A 15624-nucleotide genomic window follows, 5' to 3' on the forward strand; every position below is an offset into this window, starting at 1 on the left:
CGTTAGGAAGTAAAATGTGGGGATACTGGAATCGCGGAAAGGAATGTAGAAAATGAAGAGCAGCTGGATTGCAAAATCGATTGCGTTTGACGGAAAAGTCCGTATCATTTTTATGGATAATACCCATTTGCTCCAACAAATCTTTAATAGAAGAACAATGGGCCCGGTGTTGAAAGAGGCATTAGGCAGAACGGTATCGGTGGCGGGGCTGATTGCGGGTATTTTAAAAGAACCACAGCAGATGAGCCTGAAAATCAAGACAAGCAGCCCCGGCGTAAACATATTTGCGGATGCTGACGCTTCCGGTAATGTTCGGGGATATCTCAGTGAAGAGTGGTTTCAACTGCCATCGGAGGGCTTATCGCTCGGGCAGATCATTGGGAGCAGGGGCAACATCCAAGTGGTGCAGGAAACGGGAGCGAATCGGATGTTTACAGGAATTACGGATATGCCTTACGCCAATATCACGGATGATATTTCTCATTATTATGGCCAAAGCGAACAAACATTGACGTGGGTTACCTTAAACCTTTGTATCGACCATGAGAAGCAGCGGGTATCGTCATCCAGAGGAATATTGGCCCAACTGCTCCCAGGTGGAAATCCGGGTTTGATGCAGCAAGTAAAGGAAATGGTGGATGGGAGCGATTTTATGCTGAGCCGCCATCAAAAAGATCAGGCACATCATGAGCTGCTTCTGTGCCCGCCGGGAGGGTGGGCGATTCTGGAAACCAAGCCGCTGCAGTGGTATTGTGAATGTTCAAAGGAAATGCTTAGCAATCTGCTGCTGGGCCTTGAGCGGGAGGAGCTGGCCAGCCTCGTCCTGCAGGCGGAGCCGGCAGAAGTGGTCTGCAGCCACTGTGGGGAGAAATATGGATTTAGTCCCATCGAGATTCAGAGCTTGCTCGACATATTTCAAGGGAGAAGAACGATCCCATAACCCTTATCAAGCCAACAGAAAGGAACAGAACGATGAAAACCTGGAAAGTTGGAGAAATCGCCAAATTAACCGGCCTAACCGTCAGGACGCTCCATCATTATGACGAGATCGGCTTATTGCATCCAACACTCACGTCGGAAAAAGGGCACCGCTTGTACGTAGAGGACGATCTGCAGCGGCTTCACCATATCATTTTACTTAAACAATTGGGAATTTCGCTGGAAGAAGTGAAGCGGTCGGTCACTGATCCGGAATTTAATCCGTTACATTTGCTGGAACACCAGCTTGCGCGCATCAATGAACATATTCAAATGCAGCTGGATGTAAGGGATCGTCTAAACAATATTTACAGCTTAATGCAGCTCGGACAGCCGGTTGACTCCACCCGGTTCATCGAAGTCGTGCAATTGATCAATATGAGCAGGAGCCAGCATTTTAGCCGGGAGATGGCAAGAAACATCCAGCAGAATTATACTTCTATGAATTTAGAACAAATGAGGGAGAAGGAGGAGGAATTCCGGAGGCTGATTTCCAGGTTCCGCTCCGAAATGGAGAAAGGAACGCCGGAGCACCATCCCACCGTATTAGCCCTAGCAAGACGATGGAAGAGCTGTTTTCAGGATGCAGCGGGTGATTATGATCTGTTAAGCCGGTCGGCGGAAAGCTATTACCGGGAACACTCCGATCAGGCTCTCCGTTTTGGAATGGACCGCGAGCTATACCAATTCATTCGTAAAGCCGTACTAAAAATATAAGCCGGATGCACTATATTTTAGTTGTTTAGTCGTCGATATAGACTATAATAGACAAAGTTAGATTGTTTAAAATTGGTATAATCAGGGAAATTCTAAAGGAGCCATTCTACATGATTCAAGTATCGGAAGCGCGGCATAAGCAGCTGAAATTTATTGGACTGACGGAAAAGGATTTGGAGATTCTGCGGACGCACCAGCCCGTATTCAGCAAGGTGGTCGATGAAGTCGTTGACCATTTTTATTGGCATATCACTTCGGAGCCGGAGCTCATGCGCATCATTGAACGGAAAACGACGATCGACAGGCTGAAGACGACCCAGCGGGAATACTGGATGTCGCTGGCCGAAGGTGTCATTGACGAGCCGTTTCTGGAGAAAAGAATCGCCATCGGACTGGTGCATTCGCGCGTTGGCTTAAATACGGATTATTATCTCGGCAGCTACATGGTTTATTTGGACATCGCTGTTGAGCTGTTCAAGAAGGCCATTCCGGACCGCTGGATCGAGGTGATCCATCCCCTGACCAAGATGTTCAACCTCGATTCACAATTGGTTCTGGAAGCTTATGATATGAAGGAAAAGGAAAAGATCCAAGAGCTTGCCGACGAGCGGGAGCAGGTGCTCCGGGCGGTAACCGAAGTCGTTCAGCAGCTGACCGGCATGATTGCCGAGCTGAACGAGAGTGCCGGCCAAATCGCCGAGACCGCGAAAGTGACCGCGGCTTCCCAGGACCTGGCCCATTCGCTGATGGACGAGCTGCAGGAGGATGTCACCCAAATCGAGAACATGGGCGGCTTGATCAAGGGCATCGCCGACCAGACGCATCTGCTCGGACTGAACGCGGCGATCGAGGCGGCGCATGCCGGGGATTCCGGCAGAGGCTTTGCCGTCGTTGCCGGAGAGGTTCGCAAGCTCGCAGCCCATTCGCGGGAAGCGCTGGAGACGATCCAGGATAAAGTATCGGGCATCATGGTCCGGCTGGAGAGCGTACAGCAGGAAACCCGGCAGACATCGGTCCATGCCCGGGCACAGGCGGAGAGCTCCCAGGAGCTGGCCGCTTTCGTGAAGACGATCGAGAAGCTGACGCTGGATCTGGCGGAGATTCAGAATCACCAGTAAACGCCGACGAGGAGCGTCAAGGAAGCTTCATTTGTTCCAGTACCTCATCATTCGCCATTCAGGTATAATAGATTCGTCATCATGAATATTCGAAATCGTAAATTTTTGAATTGATCGGCAACTGATTTGTATTTGAGGTGATTGTATAGTGGCTTCCATTCATGATGTGGCGAAAGAGGCTGGAGTATCTGTCGCAACCGTTTCCAAAGTCATTAACCATTATCCGGACGTCAGCGATAAAACAAGGAAAAAAGTCAAATCGGCGATTGAGCTTCTTCGTTACCGGCCCAATGCCATTGCACGCGGACTCGTCACCGGGAGATCATGGACCGTGGGGGTGCTGATCAACATTCCCTTTACGAACCCTTATGTGGCCGAGCTGCTGGAAGGCATCAAAACGGCGCTGGAGAACAGCGGCTATGACCTCATGCGCCTCTCTGCCCGGCTGAACGACGAAAGTTATTCTTTTATCGACCACTGTGAGAGCAGAAACCTGGATGGGGTCGTCATCTTCGGCGTGGAACGGGACCACCGGATTATCGGCGAGTTGATCCGCTCCGATATTCCTACCATGTTTGTGGATACGGACGTCATGGGAAACCGGGTCGGAAATATTACGTCGGATAACGTGAACGGCGTTCATATGGCCGTCTCCCATCTGTATGGGCTGGGTCACCGGGATATCGCCTATATCGCCGGTACCCTCGGCCATACGGTAGCCGAGCGGCGGCTTCAGGGATACAAGCAGGGCCTTGCCCACTGTTCCATCGAATACAGGGACAAGTATCTGGAAGTGTGTGATTATTCTTTTGAAGGCGGCATGGTCGCCATGAGGAAGCTTCTTCATCTTCAGTCTCCCCCGACGGCTGTCGTGTGTACTTCGGATATGGCTGCGATGGGGGCGATTCATGAAATTGAAGCATGGGGATTCTCCGTTCCCGGGGATATTTCGGTTGTCGGGTTTGACAACATTTTTGAGGCCAAGGTGTTTAAGCCTAGCCTGACGACCGTGAACCAGAACATACACAATATCGGCGCAAGGTCGATTGAGCATCTGATCTCCATGATCGAAAATCCGGAATACTCGCCGCCGGAAATTATGGAGCCGGCCAGCCTGGTAATCCGCCAATCGACCGGCAAAGTGAAGGTTTCTGAAGATCAATCGCGTTAAATAGGAGGAAGGGATGTGCCGGGCAGGCATGTCCCTTTTTGCGTCCTGTCTGGTCATTTATGATTGCGTTTCATTTCCGCGTGTTACAAAGGACAGGTGCTTAGGTCAAGAAATGTTGTGAATGGTGCACAATATCTTATAATGATAGAAAATCAGGCACCGCTTATATTAATGGATGAAAGTGACGTGATAGTCGATGGAGGAAAAAAGAGTGCTGGTGGCCGACGATGAGCCGAGCATCCGCAGTGCGATTTCCTATGCGCTCAAACGGGAGGGGTTCGTCGTTGAAACGGCCGCGGACGGTGAGGAGGCGCTGCAGCAGGCGGATGCCTTCCGCCCGGATATGCTGGTGCTGGACGTCATGATGCCCAAGGCAAACGGCTATGAGGTGCTGCGCCGGCTGGAAAACCGCAAAGGACTCGGCATATTGATGCTGACCGTTAAAAACGATATCGTCGACAAGGTTCTGGGGCTGGAGCTTGGGGCCGACGATTTTATGACCAAACCGTTCGATATCCGCGAGCTGGTCGCACGGGTGAAATCGATCGTCCGCCGGCTGGATAAAGTCGAAGAACCCGCACCTGCGCCGGACTGGAAAAAGGCCGTGCTTGGACAGCTGACCGTTCATGCCGCCAAACGCACAGCAGAACTCAGCGGCCGGCTGCTGGAGCTGACGCCGAAGGAATTCGATCTGCTGTCGCTGCTCGTGTTTCACCCCGGGCGGGTGTACACCCGCGAGGATCTGCTGGATCTCGTATGGGGCATGGAGTATGCAGGGGGCACCCGAACGGTGGACATTCATATCCAGCGGCTGCGGAAAAAGCTGGGCGACGCCCACTATATGCTGCAGACGGTATACGGGATCGGCTATAAGGCGCTGGAGGAGGGCACATGAGCCTCGGCCTGAGATGGAAGTTTCCGCTGTTCCTGGCAGTGCTGCTGGTGTTTACGACCGGCGTGCTCAGCTGGCTTGTACTCAGCGGAATCAGGACCAATCAGCGCGAGCAGATGGAAGAGAGCCTGCAGCGGCAGGCCGACGTAGCCGAAATGAGGGTCAAGCAGGATTATTTGACGGGCGAACGGCTGAAACCGGTGGATTTTATGGGAAAACAGGGGCAGGAGCTGGCCGTGGACCTTGGTATTTCCACCAACATGCGGGTGATCCTGTACGACGCGAAGGGCCAAGAGGTGGGCAATTCCCTGCCGCTGGCCGAAAAACCGGATGTCGGAGATGCCCTGTCTTATGCGCTGAAAGGTAAAATCGCCTACATTACCGAAGCGGATTCCCTGATCTATCTTGCGCCGATGCAGGGGCCTGACGGCATGCTGGGAGTTGTCCAGCTCCATACGTCGCTGAAGGCGCAGCATGAATTTTATAACCGGATGGCGTATCGGCTGGTTTGGACAGGCGGCATCGTATTGCTGCTGAGCTTTATTCTGGGATTTATTTATGTATACCGTCAGGTCAGGGATATCGTGAAGCTGAAGGCGGAGGCGGACCGAATCTCCCGCGGGGAGTATCCGGAGCGGTCCCCGCTGCGGCGGAAAGACGAGCTCGGGCAGCTCGGAACCGGCATTCTGCATATGAGCCGTGACATCAAAGGGCATATGGCTGCGCTCCAGGAGGAAAAGCACCATCTGCAATTGGCCGTGGAGAAGCTGCAGGCGCTCGAGCAGCAGCAGAAGCAGTTTATCAATAACGTGAGCCACGAGTTTAAAACACCGTTGACGTCGATCCAGGCCTATACGGATTTGCTGGGCATGTATGGTGACGATCCGCAGCTGATCGAGGAAGCGCGCAGTGCGATTGCCAAAGAGTCCGAGCGGTTGTATCAATTGGTCGAGGACGTGCTGCGCTTGTCGCTGCTGGAGAAGTACGATTTTGAATCCCAGGCGGAAGAAGTGGAGCTTGCGGATCTGCTGCAGGATGTCGTATCCCGGATCAGCGCCAAGGCCACCAAATACGATTTAACGATACAGACCGACCTCGTACCTGCCCGGGTGTGGGGGGACCGGGACCATTTCATTCATATTTTTATGAATCTGCTGGATAATGCGATCAAATACAATCGGCCCGGCGGCCGGATTGTCATTCAAAGCCGGGCTTCGGAAGACGAAGTGAGCGTATCGGTCCGCAACACGGGGCGAACCATCCCGCGGGAATGGTGGGCGCATCTGTTCGAGCCGTTCTCCACGCTGCACCAAGACCGCGCCCGCTCTACCGGCGGAACCGGCCTGGGCCTGCCGCTGGCGTCCCAGCTCGCGGAGAAGCAGGGGGGCCGGCTTGAACTCGTCCGTTCGGATGCGGAGGAGACCGAATTTACCGTTTCGTTTCCGCGGCACGCCGGCCGGGAGAATTAGGAAGGTATAGCCTATGTTTTTCCAAAGGGAATGAACTGTGCTTTAGCTGATGCTTTTTTCAATAAAAGTTTACAACTTGGAAACATTTCGACGTATGCCGGATATCATTGGCGTGTAGGATGGGGGTAAGAAATCAGGAAGGGATGAAGCTCATGATGAAACGACATAAACTACTTCCTCCAGTGATCGGCTTGATGATGGCAGGTGCGCTTTTGGCGGGCTGCGGTTCGCCGCAGAGCAATGCAAGCCGGGAGGTCATCGACAAGCCGGGCAAGCAGATCACCGTTATAGATACGGCTGCCGAAGGCCGGAAAAATACCGGAGAAATCCAGGTGGAGCAAATCGAAAAGCTTAAAGACGTGTACGGCCGGACCTGGCTGTCGGACCACGAAGCCATCGTGGAACGAAATCATGTGCTGATGATCCATGACTTTGCCTCCAATATCGAACGCAAGTTGACGGAAAATCCGGCCACGGCCGGTCAATATCTGGCCGCCGCGTCGCCGGACGGGGAGCATGTCTTTTTTACGGGGGGCAACCCGAAAGACAAGTATGATATCGGGGGCTATCTCCTGGATGCGGCTTCCGGAACCGTAACGAAAACGGGCGCATTCTCCATGCTGTCCGATATGTTCTGGGCCGATCCACAGCATATCCTCGTGAGCACGGATGACAGCAAGCTTCAATTGATCGACCTGCAGGGCAAACGGACCCCGGTCCAATTCTCGGATCCGGAGCTGTCCGACAACGTGCCGCGCATGGCGAGCAAAGCGGGCGACCGTTATTACTATTTGGGCGTACACGAAGGCTACACCGTGCTGAAGTCGTTTACGGCATCGGCGCCTGAGGCCAAGACGATCCAGGAAGGCGTCGTCACATTCAGCCTGTCGCCGGACGGCAGCGCGATCGCCCTGGAGAAACGCGAGTGGAACACGACAAAGGACGCCGAGCTTCAGCTCATCGATGCCAGCGGCAAGAAGCTGGGAACCGTGGCCAAAGGAACGCTCCTCGGCCGGCCGAGCTGGTCGCCGGACGGCAGCAAGATCGCCTTCTCGGTGTATACCGAGGGCGAGCAGGGCATGAAAGGCATGTACGTGTTCGACAAGGGAAGCGGCAAAACGACGCCGCTGTCCACGGAGATCCAGGCCTATGACTCCCCGGCCGTCTGGAGCCCGGACGGCAAGTCGCTGATGGTGTACCAGACCGTGTATGAAGGCGAGAAGTCGAACAATGTGACGTATGTGGTCCATCTGAAGTGATCGCCGCGGTCAGCGGCGGAGCTGCTTTGTGCGCGGAATGGCGTAGGGCGATGCTCCGGTGCAGAGTGTTGGCGCTTCGGAGCAGGTTGCGCGTATAGAGCGTTCGACGGATGAGCGCATGTGTGCGGGGAAGCCCGCTGCGCGTGCGGATCATGCCTCCGATCGCTGTTGCCCCCGAATTTTTCGGGAATGGAATCGAAGGTGAAAATTCGGGGACAAAGGCGACCGCTGCCGCTTCTCCGGCATGATTCCGCCCGCTCCGCTGCTGCTTGCGGCGAGTGGGGGAGTAAGGTCCTTGCGGTGGCTGTGCAGCACCGCAAGGACGGGGCATGGCGTAGGGCTGTGCAGAGCGTTCGGCTGGCGCGTGTTATGCGTGAAGCTGAGCAGGCTTCGTGCGGGCGACGGTGAGCGCGGGCTGTGCTTCGAAGCAGAGCGTTGGCGCTGCAGGTTGCGCGTTCTGAGCGCTCGACGGATGAGCGCATGTGTGCGGGGAAGCCCGCTCCGCGTGCGGATCATGCCTCCGATCGCTGTTGCCCCCGAAATTTTTCGGGAATGGAATCGAAGGTAAAAATTCGGGGACAAAGGCGACCGCTGCCGCTTCTCCGGCATGATTCCGCCCGCTCCGCTGCTGCCAGCGGCGAGTGGGGGAGTAAGGTCCTTGCGGTGGCTGTGCAGCACCGCAAGGACGGGAGTGGGAGCGGGCTGTGCTTCGATGCAAAGCGTTCGGCTGGCGCGTGCTGTGCGTGCTGCTGGGCAGGCTTCGTGCGGGCGACGGCGAGCGCGGGCTAATGCTTAGAAGCAGAGCGTTGGCGCTGCTGGTTGCGCGAATAGAGCGTTCGACGGATGAGCGCATGTGTGCGGGGAAGCCCGCTCCGCGTGCGGATCATGCCTCCGATCGCTGTTGCCCCCGAATTTTTTGGGAATGGAATCGAAGGTAAAAGTTCGGGGACAAAGGCGACCGCTGCCGCTTCTCCGGCATGATTCCGCCCGCTCCGCTGCTGCCAGCGGCGAGTGGGGGAGTAAGGTCCTTGCGGTGACTGTGCAGCACCGCAAGGACGGGGGCAGGCAAGGGACAGTGCTTTGTACCGGGCATGTTAGCAGGGGAAACTTGGAACGTGCGAGGCGATGGCGGTCATATTTAGAAAATAAGTCACCACTCAATGTGGTGGCTTTTTTGTATAGTTAGCGAGCCCCGGAGTTCAGTCAAAAAAATGTAAAAACCGACTTGACCTTGGAGTCTGCTCCAATGTTATTGTGAATTCATGGAAAAACTATATTCTATACAAGAAGCTTCACGAATGCTTGGGATCCCGAAGGATACACTCCGCTATTATGACCGTCTCGGAATTGTCTCGCCGACGCGGGAAAACAATCGGTACCGCAGGTACTCGAGGAACGACCTCATCGACTTGATGAACATTCAAATTATGCAGTATGCGGACTTTTCTCTTGACGAAATCAAGGGGAAGTTTGGGTTCCACAGGATGGAGAAGGTGGACCCTGCTTACTGCCAAGAGGTTGCTGCGTTCCTCGATGCCAAGAATGCCGAGACACGCAAAAAGATTGATCATCTTCAGAAGGTCAGTCAGCTGCTCGACGTAGCTGCCGATACATTAAGAGACTTCAATCCAGAAAAAGACCAGCGGCTGGCGGAGATCGTACGCGAAATTTATCAGGGTATCCGTAAGAAGGAAACGGAAATTTTCGAGGAGGGATGTGATGATCATCAAGGTTAGCAATTTTTATTACCTGATCGCAGGCATTTTTGCAGTACTGTTTGCCGCTACGCACGCATGGAACGGGCAATCCGCTGTTCTTCCGGAGCTCCAGGTAGGTGCGATCACGATGGGGACACGGACGGTATTCATGTATGTTTGGCACATCATTACGGCGGAAAATCTGGTTTTCGGAGTCATGTTTATTTGGATGTCATTCCAAAGCGATCGATCGAAGGTCCAGTTTGCCGCTTGGATGATCGTGTCGCTTCTGAGCGTACGGCTGATGGTCATTCTTAGCGTAACCGCATTTCAAGACGCTTCGTCCCTTACGGATACGTTAATTGACTCGGTTGCAATCGTCATTTATGTGGCCTTTATCATTTTTGGTATCACGATGAAGCCTAAAAAAGCTGGGAGGTCAGAAGCTACATTTTGATAGGGAGGAATGAAGGTCATTAGTGGGAGGGAGTAATACTTGGTGGCAGAGAGCTAGGCGTCTGCATGTTGCATAGCTCATCTAGGAAGCATGGATTTTATGTAGCGGACGATATAGTGATTGAGTTGTCAGTTGTTCGGGCTATTCCTTACCAAACCAAAAACCTCTCAAGCGTGCATAGGGTTAACCATGTCGCTCGGGAGGTTTTTGCGTAAAGATTTCTTTTGGTCCAGAGGTATTTGATGTTAATTACACGTATCGGATTTGCACGCACCAGCGGAGAGGACGGAATCGTTCTGGAGAAGCGGTCAGCGGTCGCCTTTGTCCCCGGATTTCCACCTTGGCATGTTACCGATCGGGAAATCTGGGGGCAACAGCGATCGGAAGAACGATCCGGCATCGGAGCGGTCAACGAAGCTCAACATCTACAAGATCTGCTCCAATGAGCCGCTACAAGGCTCAACGTATGGACTTACAAGATCTGCTCCTAAGAGCGGCTTAGAGATACAGTGGTCAGCGGAGAGGACGGAATCGTTCTGGAGAAGCGGTCAGCGGTCGCCTTTGTCCCCGGATTTCTACTTTGGCATGTTACCGATTCGGGAAATCTGGGGGCAACAGCGATCGGAAGAACGATCCGGCATCGTAGCGGTCATCGAAGCTCAACATTTACATGATCTGCTCCAATGAGCGGCTTAGAACCTCCCTCACACGAACCGCCGATGCAGCTTTTTGCCGTCGTAGGAGAACATTACCTTTTTGTCCTCGACGATGGTCTCCAGATGCACGGCGCGGCCCCACAGCTGGTACACGTAAGGCAGCGTGCGCTCCATGTACTTCAGGTCGAGCTCGATGCCCTCGTACATATGCTTGATCACCATCTCGCCGGTCCGCAGGTAATCGCCGTCCTCGACGACGAGGTAAGGGCTGCCGCCGTTGACTCGGGCGAAGACGAGCTGGTCGCGGATGTTTTCCCAGCTTTTATCGGTGATTTTCCACTCGGGACCCTTCTTCTCAAAGACGTACAGGTCCAGATCCTCGGTCAACTGCTTCGTCATGTAGTTGCGGATAAAGGAAATGTCCGAATCGAATTCGCGCACCTCGAAAATTTTCTCACGGCCCTGCCCGGGTTTGCGGCCGCCGAATTCGATTTCCTCCTTGGTCGGATGGTCCCAGCGGCGCTCGATGTCCTCGAAGATTTTCAGCCCTAAATAGTAGGGATTCAGGCTGTGCCGGGACGGCTGCACGACGGAAGAGTTGAGCTTGGCGAATTCGATCGTCTCGTCGCTCGTCAGGTCCAGCTCGCGGATGATCCGCTGATGCCAGTACGAAGCCCAGCCTTCGTTCATGATTTTGGTCTCCATCTGCGGCCAGAAATAGAGCATTTCGTCGCGGAGCATCGTCATAATGTCGCGCTGCCAGTCCTCCAGCACTTCGGAAAATTCCTGGATGAACCAGACGATGTCCTTTTCCGGTTCAGGCGGGAATTTGCGGTTGGCCGCACTTTCCTGGGACTCAGGCTCCGGCTTGTGATCGAGGTTCCACAAGTCGTCGTATTCGCCGGGCTGGGTCTGGATTTTGCCGGACTCTTTTTGCGCTTTCAGCTTCATTTCCATATAGCGCTGCTTATCCAGGTGCTGCGGCTTGATCAGCTGCGGGTCGACATGCTCCTGGACGGCCAGCACGGCATCGATAAAGCGCTCCACGACTTCGGTGCCGTGCTCGAGTTCGTATTGGCTGATCCGCTCCGCGGTGGCCGACATGCTCTCGACCATGTTGCGGTTGGTGGCGGAAAACCGGTAGTTGTTTTTGAAAAAGTCGCAGTGCGCCAGGACGTGGGCCACGATGAGCTTGTTCTGGATCAGGGAGTTGCCGTCGAGCAGAAAGGCGTAGCACGGATTGGAGTTGATGACCAGTTCATAGATTTTGCTCAGGCCGAAGTCGTACTGCATTTTCATTTTGTTGAACGTCTTGCCGAAGCTCCAGTGTGAAAAACGGGTAGGCATCCCGTAAGCACCGAAGGTGTAAATAATGTCCGCCGGACAAATTTCATAACGCATCGGATAATAATCCAGGCCGAAGCCGTCAGCGATCTCCATAATTTCACTAATGGCGTATTCCAGCTGTTTGATCTCGTCGCTCATTCGTTCATTGCTCCTTCCTTCTGCGGAAGAATAAAATATGATATCGGGACTATATTTCAATATATTCAGCAGCACCTCAAGTATGAACTGACATGGCCGGCCGAAAGTCCGGATTCTGTCCCGGATCAGGTTGTTGGCAAATCCCAGCAGCCCGGAAATTAATGCAGTCTTCATGTCGATTTATGTTAGAATATAAGAGCATGAGTCTAAGGTTTCCTATTTACGAAAGCGTTTTATATTTTTGCGGGCGGTGACTGCGTTACCATGTGGAAGTACTTTGTGCAAGCAACCAACAACATGAGGATCCGGAATAAATTGATCTTTTCCTACCTGTTCGTCGTCATGATCCCCGTACTGATCGTGGGGGGCATCATTACCGCCTATTTCAGACAGGATGCACTGGACAATGCGATAGAGCAGACAGCCAACGATGTGGATAAAATCAAAAGCCAGCTGTCCACCATGCTGTCCGTGCCGATCTCGATTTCCAACAAGCTGTACTTGGACGATAACCTGAAGGACCTGGTCAATACAAATTACACGACCATTCTGCAAATGGTGCAGGCCTATTCGAAATACAACGATTTTGAAGAGCTTCCGCGGCTATATAACGAAATCAGCAACGTCCGCTTCTACCATTACAACAGGACGATGATCAACAACACCCAGTTTATTAACGTTACCGCCAAGATTGAGGGGGAAGAATGGTTCCAAACGGCCATGAACAACCCGCGGATCGGCTGGTTTTTTATGGAGGGCAGCGACATCGGCACCGAAAAGAAGCTGAGCCTGGTGCGCCGGATCAAGTTCAAGGATTACCGAACCCCGGGAGTGCTGGTCATTACGCTCAACCAGAGCATGCTGAACTCGATCCTGAGCAAGGAAATGTTCAACACGCTCATTGCGGATGACAGCGGATACATTGTGGCCGCCAAAAATCCGCAGAACGTCGGCAAAACCCTGAAACAGCTGGATTTGAACATCGATATGCATCAAGGACAGGAACAGACGATCAGCCGGCGCGTCAACGGGGTCTCCTCCAACATTATCGTGGACAAGCTGACGCCGCAGACGAGCTTGAACGGCCTCAGCGTCGTGTCGGTCTTTTCGACCCAGGGCATTGTCCAGGACGCCAAAAAGGTCGGATGGATCGGCATGGCGCTGGTGATCGGCGTGCTGATCCTGGCGCTTACGCTAATATTCGTCGTATCCAAGCTGACGACCAACCGGCTTCTGCATTTGAGCAGACAGCTGAACAAGGTCGCCCGGGGGAACTTCGATACGATCTCCTTTCTGGACGGCAATGACGAAATCGGGCAGCTCTCCCGCCAGTTCAACTATATGGTCCGAAGCATCAACGACCTGCTGAACCAGGTGTATGAGAGCAATGAGAAGAACACCAAGCTTGAGGTTGCGCAAAAAGAAATCAAGCTCAAAATGATGGCCAGCCAGATCAATCCGCACTTTTTGTTCAATGCCCTGGAATCGATCCGGATGAAGGCTCATCTGAACGGGGAGAAGGAAATCGCCAACATCGTGCGGCTGCTGGGCAAGCTGATGCGCAAAAACCTCGAAGTCGGCAGTGTGAAAAAAACGCTGAAAGAGGAAATGGACATTGTCCGCGCGTACTTGGAAATCCAGAAATTCCGGTATGAGGATCGGTTGAACTACGAGCTGATTGTCGAGCCGGAGACCGAACGGGTGCTGCTGCCGCCGCTGATCATTCAGCCGCTGGTGGAGAATGCGATTATCCATGGCCTGGAAGGCAAGGAAGTGGACGGGATGCTGCGGGTCCGCTGCTCGATGAAGGAAGACATGCTGCATGTCGAGGTTATCGATAACGGGGCCGGCATGTCGGAGGAACGCAGGCAATTGGTTCTGGCGACGCTGGATGCGGAAGAGGAGGAAGGCAACCGCATCGGCTTGCGGAACATCCATCAGCGAATTAAGCTGACATATGGAGACGACTTCGGCCTGCATATTACGAGTATCCCGGGACAGGGAACCAAGATGGAATTCATGATACCAACAGGGGGAGAAATGCATGTTTAACGTTTTGATTGTGGATGACGAACCGATGATCCGCGAAGGCCTCAAGACGATCATCGACTGGGAGAGCTTCGGGTTTACGGTGGTGGATACGGCGGCCAACGGCAGGGATGGGCTGGATAAAATCAAAGAGCTGAAGCCCGATCTGACTATCATCGATATCCGCATGCCGGGCATGACCGGTCTCGACGTCATTGAAGAGGCCCGGGCCGCCATGATCTCGACGCATTTTCTAATTTTGAGCGGATATGCCGATTTTGACTATGCCAAGCGGGCGATCGGTTACGGCGTGAACGGATACCTGCTGAAGCCGTTGGATGAGGAGGAGCTCGGGGAGGAACTGCAGCGGATCGGCGCGATTCTGACCCGGGAGAAGCAATCGCACCGTTCCGCGGAAGAGGACCATGTCTTCCGTGAGCACCTGCTTGAATCCTTTTTGCTGCAGGAAGAAGCGCTTCGGGATCCGGCGATGGTCATGCAGCTGGGGCTGGACTGGCCGAGGTATCAGATCGTCCTGCTCGAAATCCATGGATCGGCGGACGATGCCCCTTTAGCCGCCTTAAGACGAAAGCTGTCGGTCCATTTTGAAGGTGCGGAGCGTGTCATTGTGTTTTCGGCGGGGCCGTTTGCGGCCGTGCTGTGGGACCGGGGCATGTCCCGGGAAGACGATGCTGCCCGCTATTACGCGGAATGGGGTGCGCTGCTGCCGGATAACAAGGGATGGTTTGCCGCCGCCGGGGGAGCGGTCACCGATATTTCGCTCATTGGACAATCGTATGCGGAGGCCGCCGAGCTGCTGCACCATCGTTTTCTGTTCCATGAAGGGCGTTTGATGCTGCCCGGGGATTTGACCCTAATGGCAGAAGCTTACCCGGAGAAAGCGCCGCTCGATCCAACCGGAGAAATCGAACTGTCGGATATGCTGTATTATGCGCTGGACATCCGCAGCATGGAAGCGGTCGGCCGCTTTTTTGACGAGCTGGAGGAGCGGGTTGTCGGTTTCGGGCAGGCCGAGCAGGCGGTGAAGTCGGCGGTGGCCCATATTTTGACCATGGCCATCAACAAGCTGTCGGGACAGAACCAGGCATTGTATCCGCTGCTGCAGGATGCGCCGCTCTTCATTACGGAGGCGTTCCGCCAGCCGACATGGGAGCAGCTGAAAGCGGTGGCGGCCGCCCATTTAAGCAGCTTGATCGAGAGGATCGGCGGCGGGAGCAAGGATGCCGTGCTGAAGCAGATGATCGATTTTATTCACCGGAACTACAAGGAGAACCTGAAGCTGGAGCTTCTGGCCCAGGTGTTTAATTACAACAGCGCTTACCTGGGGAAAATGTTCAAAAACTATACGGGTGAAAACTTCAACGCGTTCCTGGACAACGTGCGGATTGAGCACGCGAAGGAGCTGTTATCCCAGGGACTTAAGGTGCATCAAGTGGCGGCCTGTGTCGGGTATGCAAACGTGGACTATTTTCACAGCAAATTCAAGAAATACGTCGGGGCCTCCCCGTCGTCATTCCGGAAAAAGGAGCCTTCCGAGTAGTCTCTTGACTTTCAAGATCCTGCGGGATTGAGATTGGTTATACCGTCTTTCAAAAACGTTTTCGAGGCGAAAATTCCCCCTGAAAATTAGATTTTTGGGGGGATTTTTGTGTAAAGTCATGTCAAATTTCGACTAT

The 15624-nt window shown here is 53.7% G+C and carries 14 protein-coding genes; 12 read left to right on the plus strand and 2 right to left on the minus strand.

The features are described from left to right. Positions 1–52 precede the first annotated feature (52 nt). The 7 genes from KI379_RS02850 (at position 53) to KI379_RS02880 (ending at position 7604) form a co-directional block, all read left to right on the plus strand. Positions 53–940 (plus strand): Hsp33 family molecular chaperone HslO, encoded by an 888-nt coding sequence (locus KI379_RS02850; protein ID WP_076170626.1) that lies wholly within the window; start codon positions 53–55, stop codon positions 938–940. A 32-nt stretch (positions 941–972) separates the two neighbouring features. Further along, positions 973–1695, plus strand: a complete 723-nt coding sequence (locus KI379_RS02855; RefSeq protein ID WP_212982721.1) for a MerR family transcriptional regulator — start codon at positions 973–975, stop codon at positions 1693–1695. 110 nt (positions 1696–1805) lie between these two features. Beyond that, the gene (locus KI379_RS02860; RefSeq protein WP_212982722.1) at positions 1806–2813 is read left to right on the plus strand and encodes a globin-coupled sensor protein; all 1008 of its coding nucleotides are present in this window, start codon (positions 1806–1808) and stop codon (positions 2811–2813) included. 148 nt (positions 2814–2961) lie between these two features. Then, positions 2962–3984, plus strand: a complete 1023-nt coding sequence (locus KI379_RS02865; protein WP_212982723.1) for a LacI family DNA-binding transcriptional regulator — start codon at positions 2962–2964, stop codon at positions 3982–3984. Between the two features lie 196 nt (positions 3985–4180). Then, positions 4181–4879, plus strand: coding sequence for a response regulator transcription factor (locus KI379_RS02870; RefSeq protein WP_212982724.1), 699 nt, complete (start codon positions 4181–4183; stop codon positions 4877–4879). Beyond that, complete coding sequence (locus KI379_RS02875; protein WP_089545751.1) at positions 4876–6345, plus strand: sensor histidine kinase; 1470 nt, start codon at positions 4876–4878, stop codon at positions 6343–6345. The genes KI379_RS02870 and KI379_RS02875 overlap by 4 nt, the downstream gene beginning before the upstream one ends. A gap of 152 nt (positions 6346–6497) precedes the next feature. Beyond that, on the plus strand, positions 6498–7604 hold the full coding sequence (locus KI379_RS02880) for a PD40 domain-containing protein (RefSeq protein WP_212982725.1): 1107 nt from the start codon (positions 6498–6500) through the stop codon (positions 7602–7604). A 150-nt stretch (positions 7605–7754) separates the two neighbouring features. Here the strand turns inward: KI379_RS02880 and KI379_RS02885 are convergent, their stop codons facing one another. Beyond that, positions 7755–8213 carry a hypothetical protein gene (locus tag KI379_RS02885; protein WP_212982726.1) on the minus strand — a complete coding sequence of 153 codons (459 nt, stop codon included), beginning with the start codon at positions 8211–8213 and terminating at the stop codon, positions 7755–7757. Between the two features lie 653 nt (positions 8214–8866). On the opposite strand from KI379_RS02885, the gene KI379_RS02890 reads away from it, so the two are divergent. The 3 genes from KI379_RS02890 (at position 8867) to KI379_RS02900 (ending at position 10204) form a co-directional block, all read left to right on the plus strand. After that, positions 8867–9340, plus strand: a complete 474-nt coding sequence (locus KI379_RS02890) for a MerR family transcriptional regulator (protein WP_212982727.1) — start codon at positions 8867–8869, stop codon at positions 9338–9340. Next, on the plus strand, positions 9324–9758 hold the full coding sequence (locus KI379_RS02895; RefSeq protein WP_212982728.1) for a hypothetical protein: 435 nt from the start codon (positions 9324–9326) through the stop codon (positions 9756–9758). The genes KI379_RS02890 and KI379_RS02895 overlap by 17 nt, the downstream gene beginning before the upstream one ends. A gap of 242 nt (positions 9759–10000) precedes the next feature. Continuing rightward, positions 10001–10204, plus strand: a complete 204-nt coding sequence (locus KI379_RS02900) for a hypothetical protein (protein ID WP_212982729.1) — start codon at positions 10001–10003, stop codon at positions 10202–10204. A 258-nt stretch (positions 10205–10462) separates the two neighbouring features. Here the strand turns inward: KI379_RS02900 and KI379_RS02905 are convergent, their stop codons facing one another. Next, positions 10463–11899, minus strand: a complete 1437-nt coding sequence (locus KI379_RS02905; protein ID WP_089545755.1) for a SpoVR family protein — start codon at positions 11897–11899, stop codon at positions 10463–10465. Positions 11900–12163: 264 nt separating this feature from the next. Here KI379_RS02905 and KI379_RS02910 point away from each other — a divergent pair, with 264 nt between their 5' ends. Then, a complete protein-coding gene (locus KI379_RS02910) occupies positions 12164–13951 on the plus strand; it encodes a sensor histidine kinase (protein WP_212982730.1) in 1788 nt (595 codons plus the stop codon). Beyond that, positions 13944–15488: a response regulator transcription factor gene (locus KI379_RS02915; protein WP_212982731.1), complete on the plus strand. Its 1545-nt coding sequence runs from the start codon at positions 13944–13946 to the stop codon at positions 15486–15488. Before KI379_RS02910 ends, KI379_RS02915 begins: the two co-directional genes overlap by 8 nt. Positions 15489–15624: the final 136 nt, after the last annotated feature.

This window comes from Paenibacillus cineris (assembly GCF_018333335.1).
Taxonomy (GTDB): domain Bacteria; phylum Bacillota; class Bacilli; order Paenibacillales; family Paenibacillaceae; genus Paenibacillus_AQ; species Paenibacillus_AQ favisporus.

What these genes read in the sequence shown, in the direction of transcription:
- KI379_RS02850 (WP_076170626.1), top strand. Translation starts at nt 53, where the DNA reads ATGAAGAGCAGCTGGATTGCAAAATCGATTGCGTTTGACGGAAAAGTC.
- KI379_RS02855 (WP_212982721.1), top strand. Translation starts at nt 973, where the DNA reads ATGAAAACCTGGAAAGTTGGAGAAATCGCCAAATTAACCGGCCTAACC.
- KI379_RS02860 (WP_212982722.1), top strand. Translation starts at nt 1,806, where the DNA reads ATGATTCAAGTATCGGAAGCGCGGCATAAGCAGCTGAAATTTATTGGA.
- KI379_RS02870 (WP_212982724.1), top strand. Translation starts at nt 4,181, where the DNA reads ATGGAGGAAAAAAGAGTGCTGGTGGCCGACGATGAGCCGAGCATCCGC.
- KI379_RS02875 (WP_089545751.1), top strand. Translation starts at nt 4,876, where the DNA reads ATGAGCCTCGGCCTGAGATGGAAGTTTCCGCTGTTCCTGGCAGTGCTG.
- KI379_RS02880 (WP_212982725.1), top strand. Translation starts at nt 6,498, where the DNA reads ATGATGAAACGACATAAACTACTTCCTCCAGTGATCGGCTTGATGATG.
- KI379_RS02885 (WP_212982726.1), bottom strand. Translation starts at nt 8,213, where the DNA reads ATGCCGGAGAAGCGGCAGCGGTCGCCTTTGTCCCCGAATTTTTACCTT.
- KI379_RS02890 (WP_212982727.1), top strand. Translation starts at nt 8,867, where the DNA reads ATGGAAAAACTATATTCTATACAAGAAGCTTCACGAATGCTTGGGATC.
- KI379_RS02895 (WP_212982728.1), top strand. Translation starts at nt 9,324, where the DNA reads ATGATCATCAAGGTTAGCAATTTTTATTACCTGATCGCAGGCATTTTT.
- KI379_RS02900 (WP_212982729.1), top strand. Translation starts at nt 10,001, where the DNA reads ATGTTAATTACACGTATCGGATTTGCACGCACCAGCGGAGAGGACGGA.
- KI379_RS02905 (WP_089545755.1), bottom strand. Translation starts at nt 11,899, where the DNA reads ATGAGCGACGAGATCAAACAGCTGGAATACGCCATTAGTGAAATTATG.
- KI379_RS02910 (WP_212982730.1), top strand. Translation starts at nt 12,164, where the DNA reads ATGTGGAAGTACTTTGTGCAAGCAACCAACAACATGAGGATCCGGAAT.
- KI379_RS02915 (WP_212982731.1), top strand. Translation starts at nt 13,944, where the DNA reads ATGTTTAACGTTTTGATTGTGGATGACGAACCGATGATCCGCGAAGGC.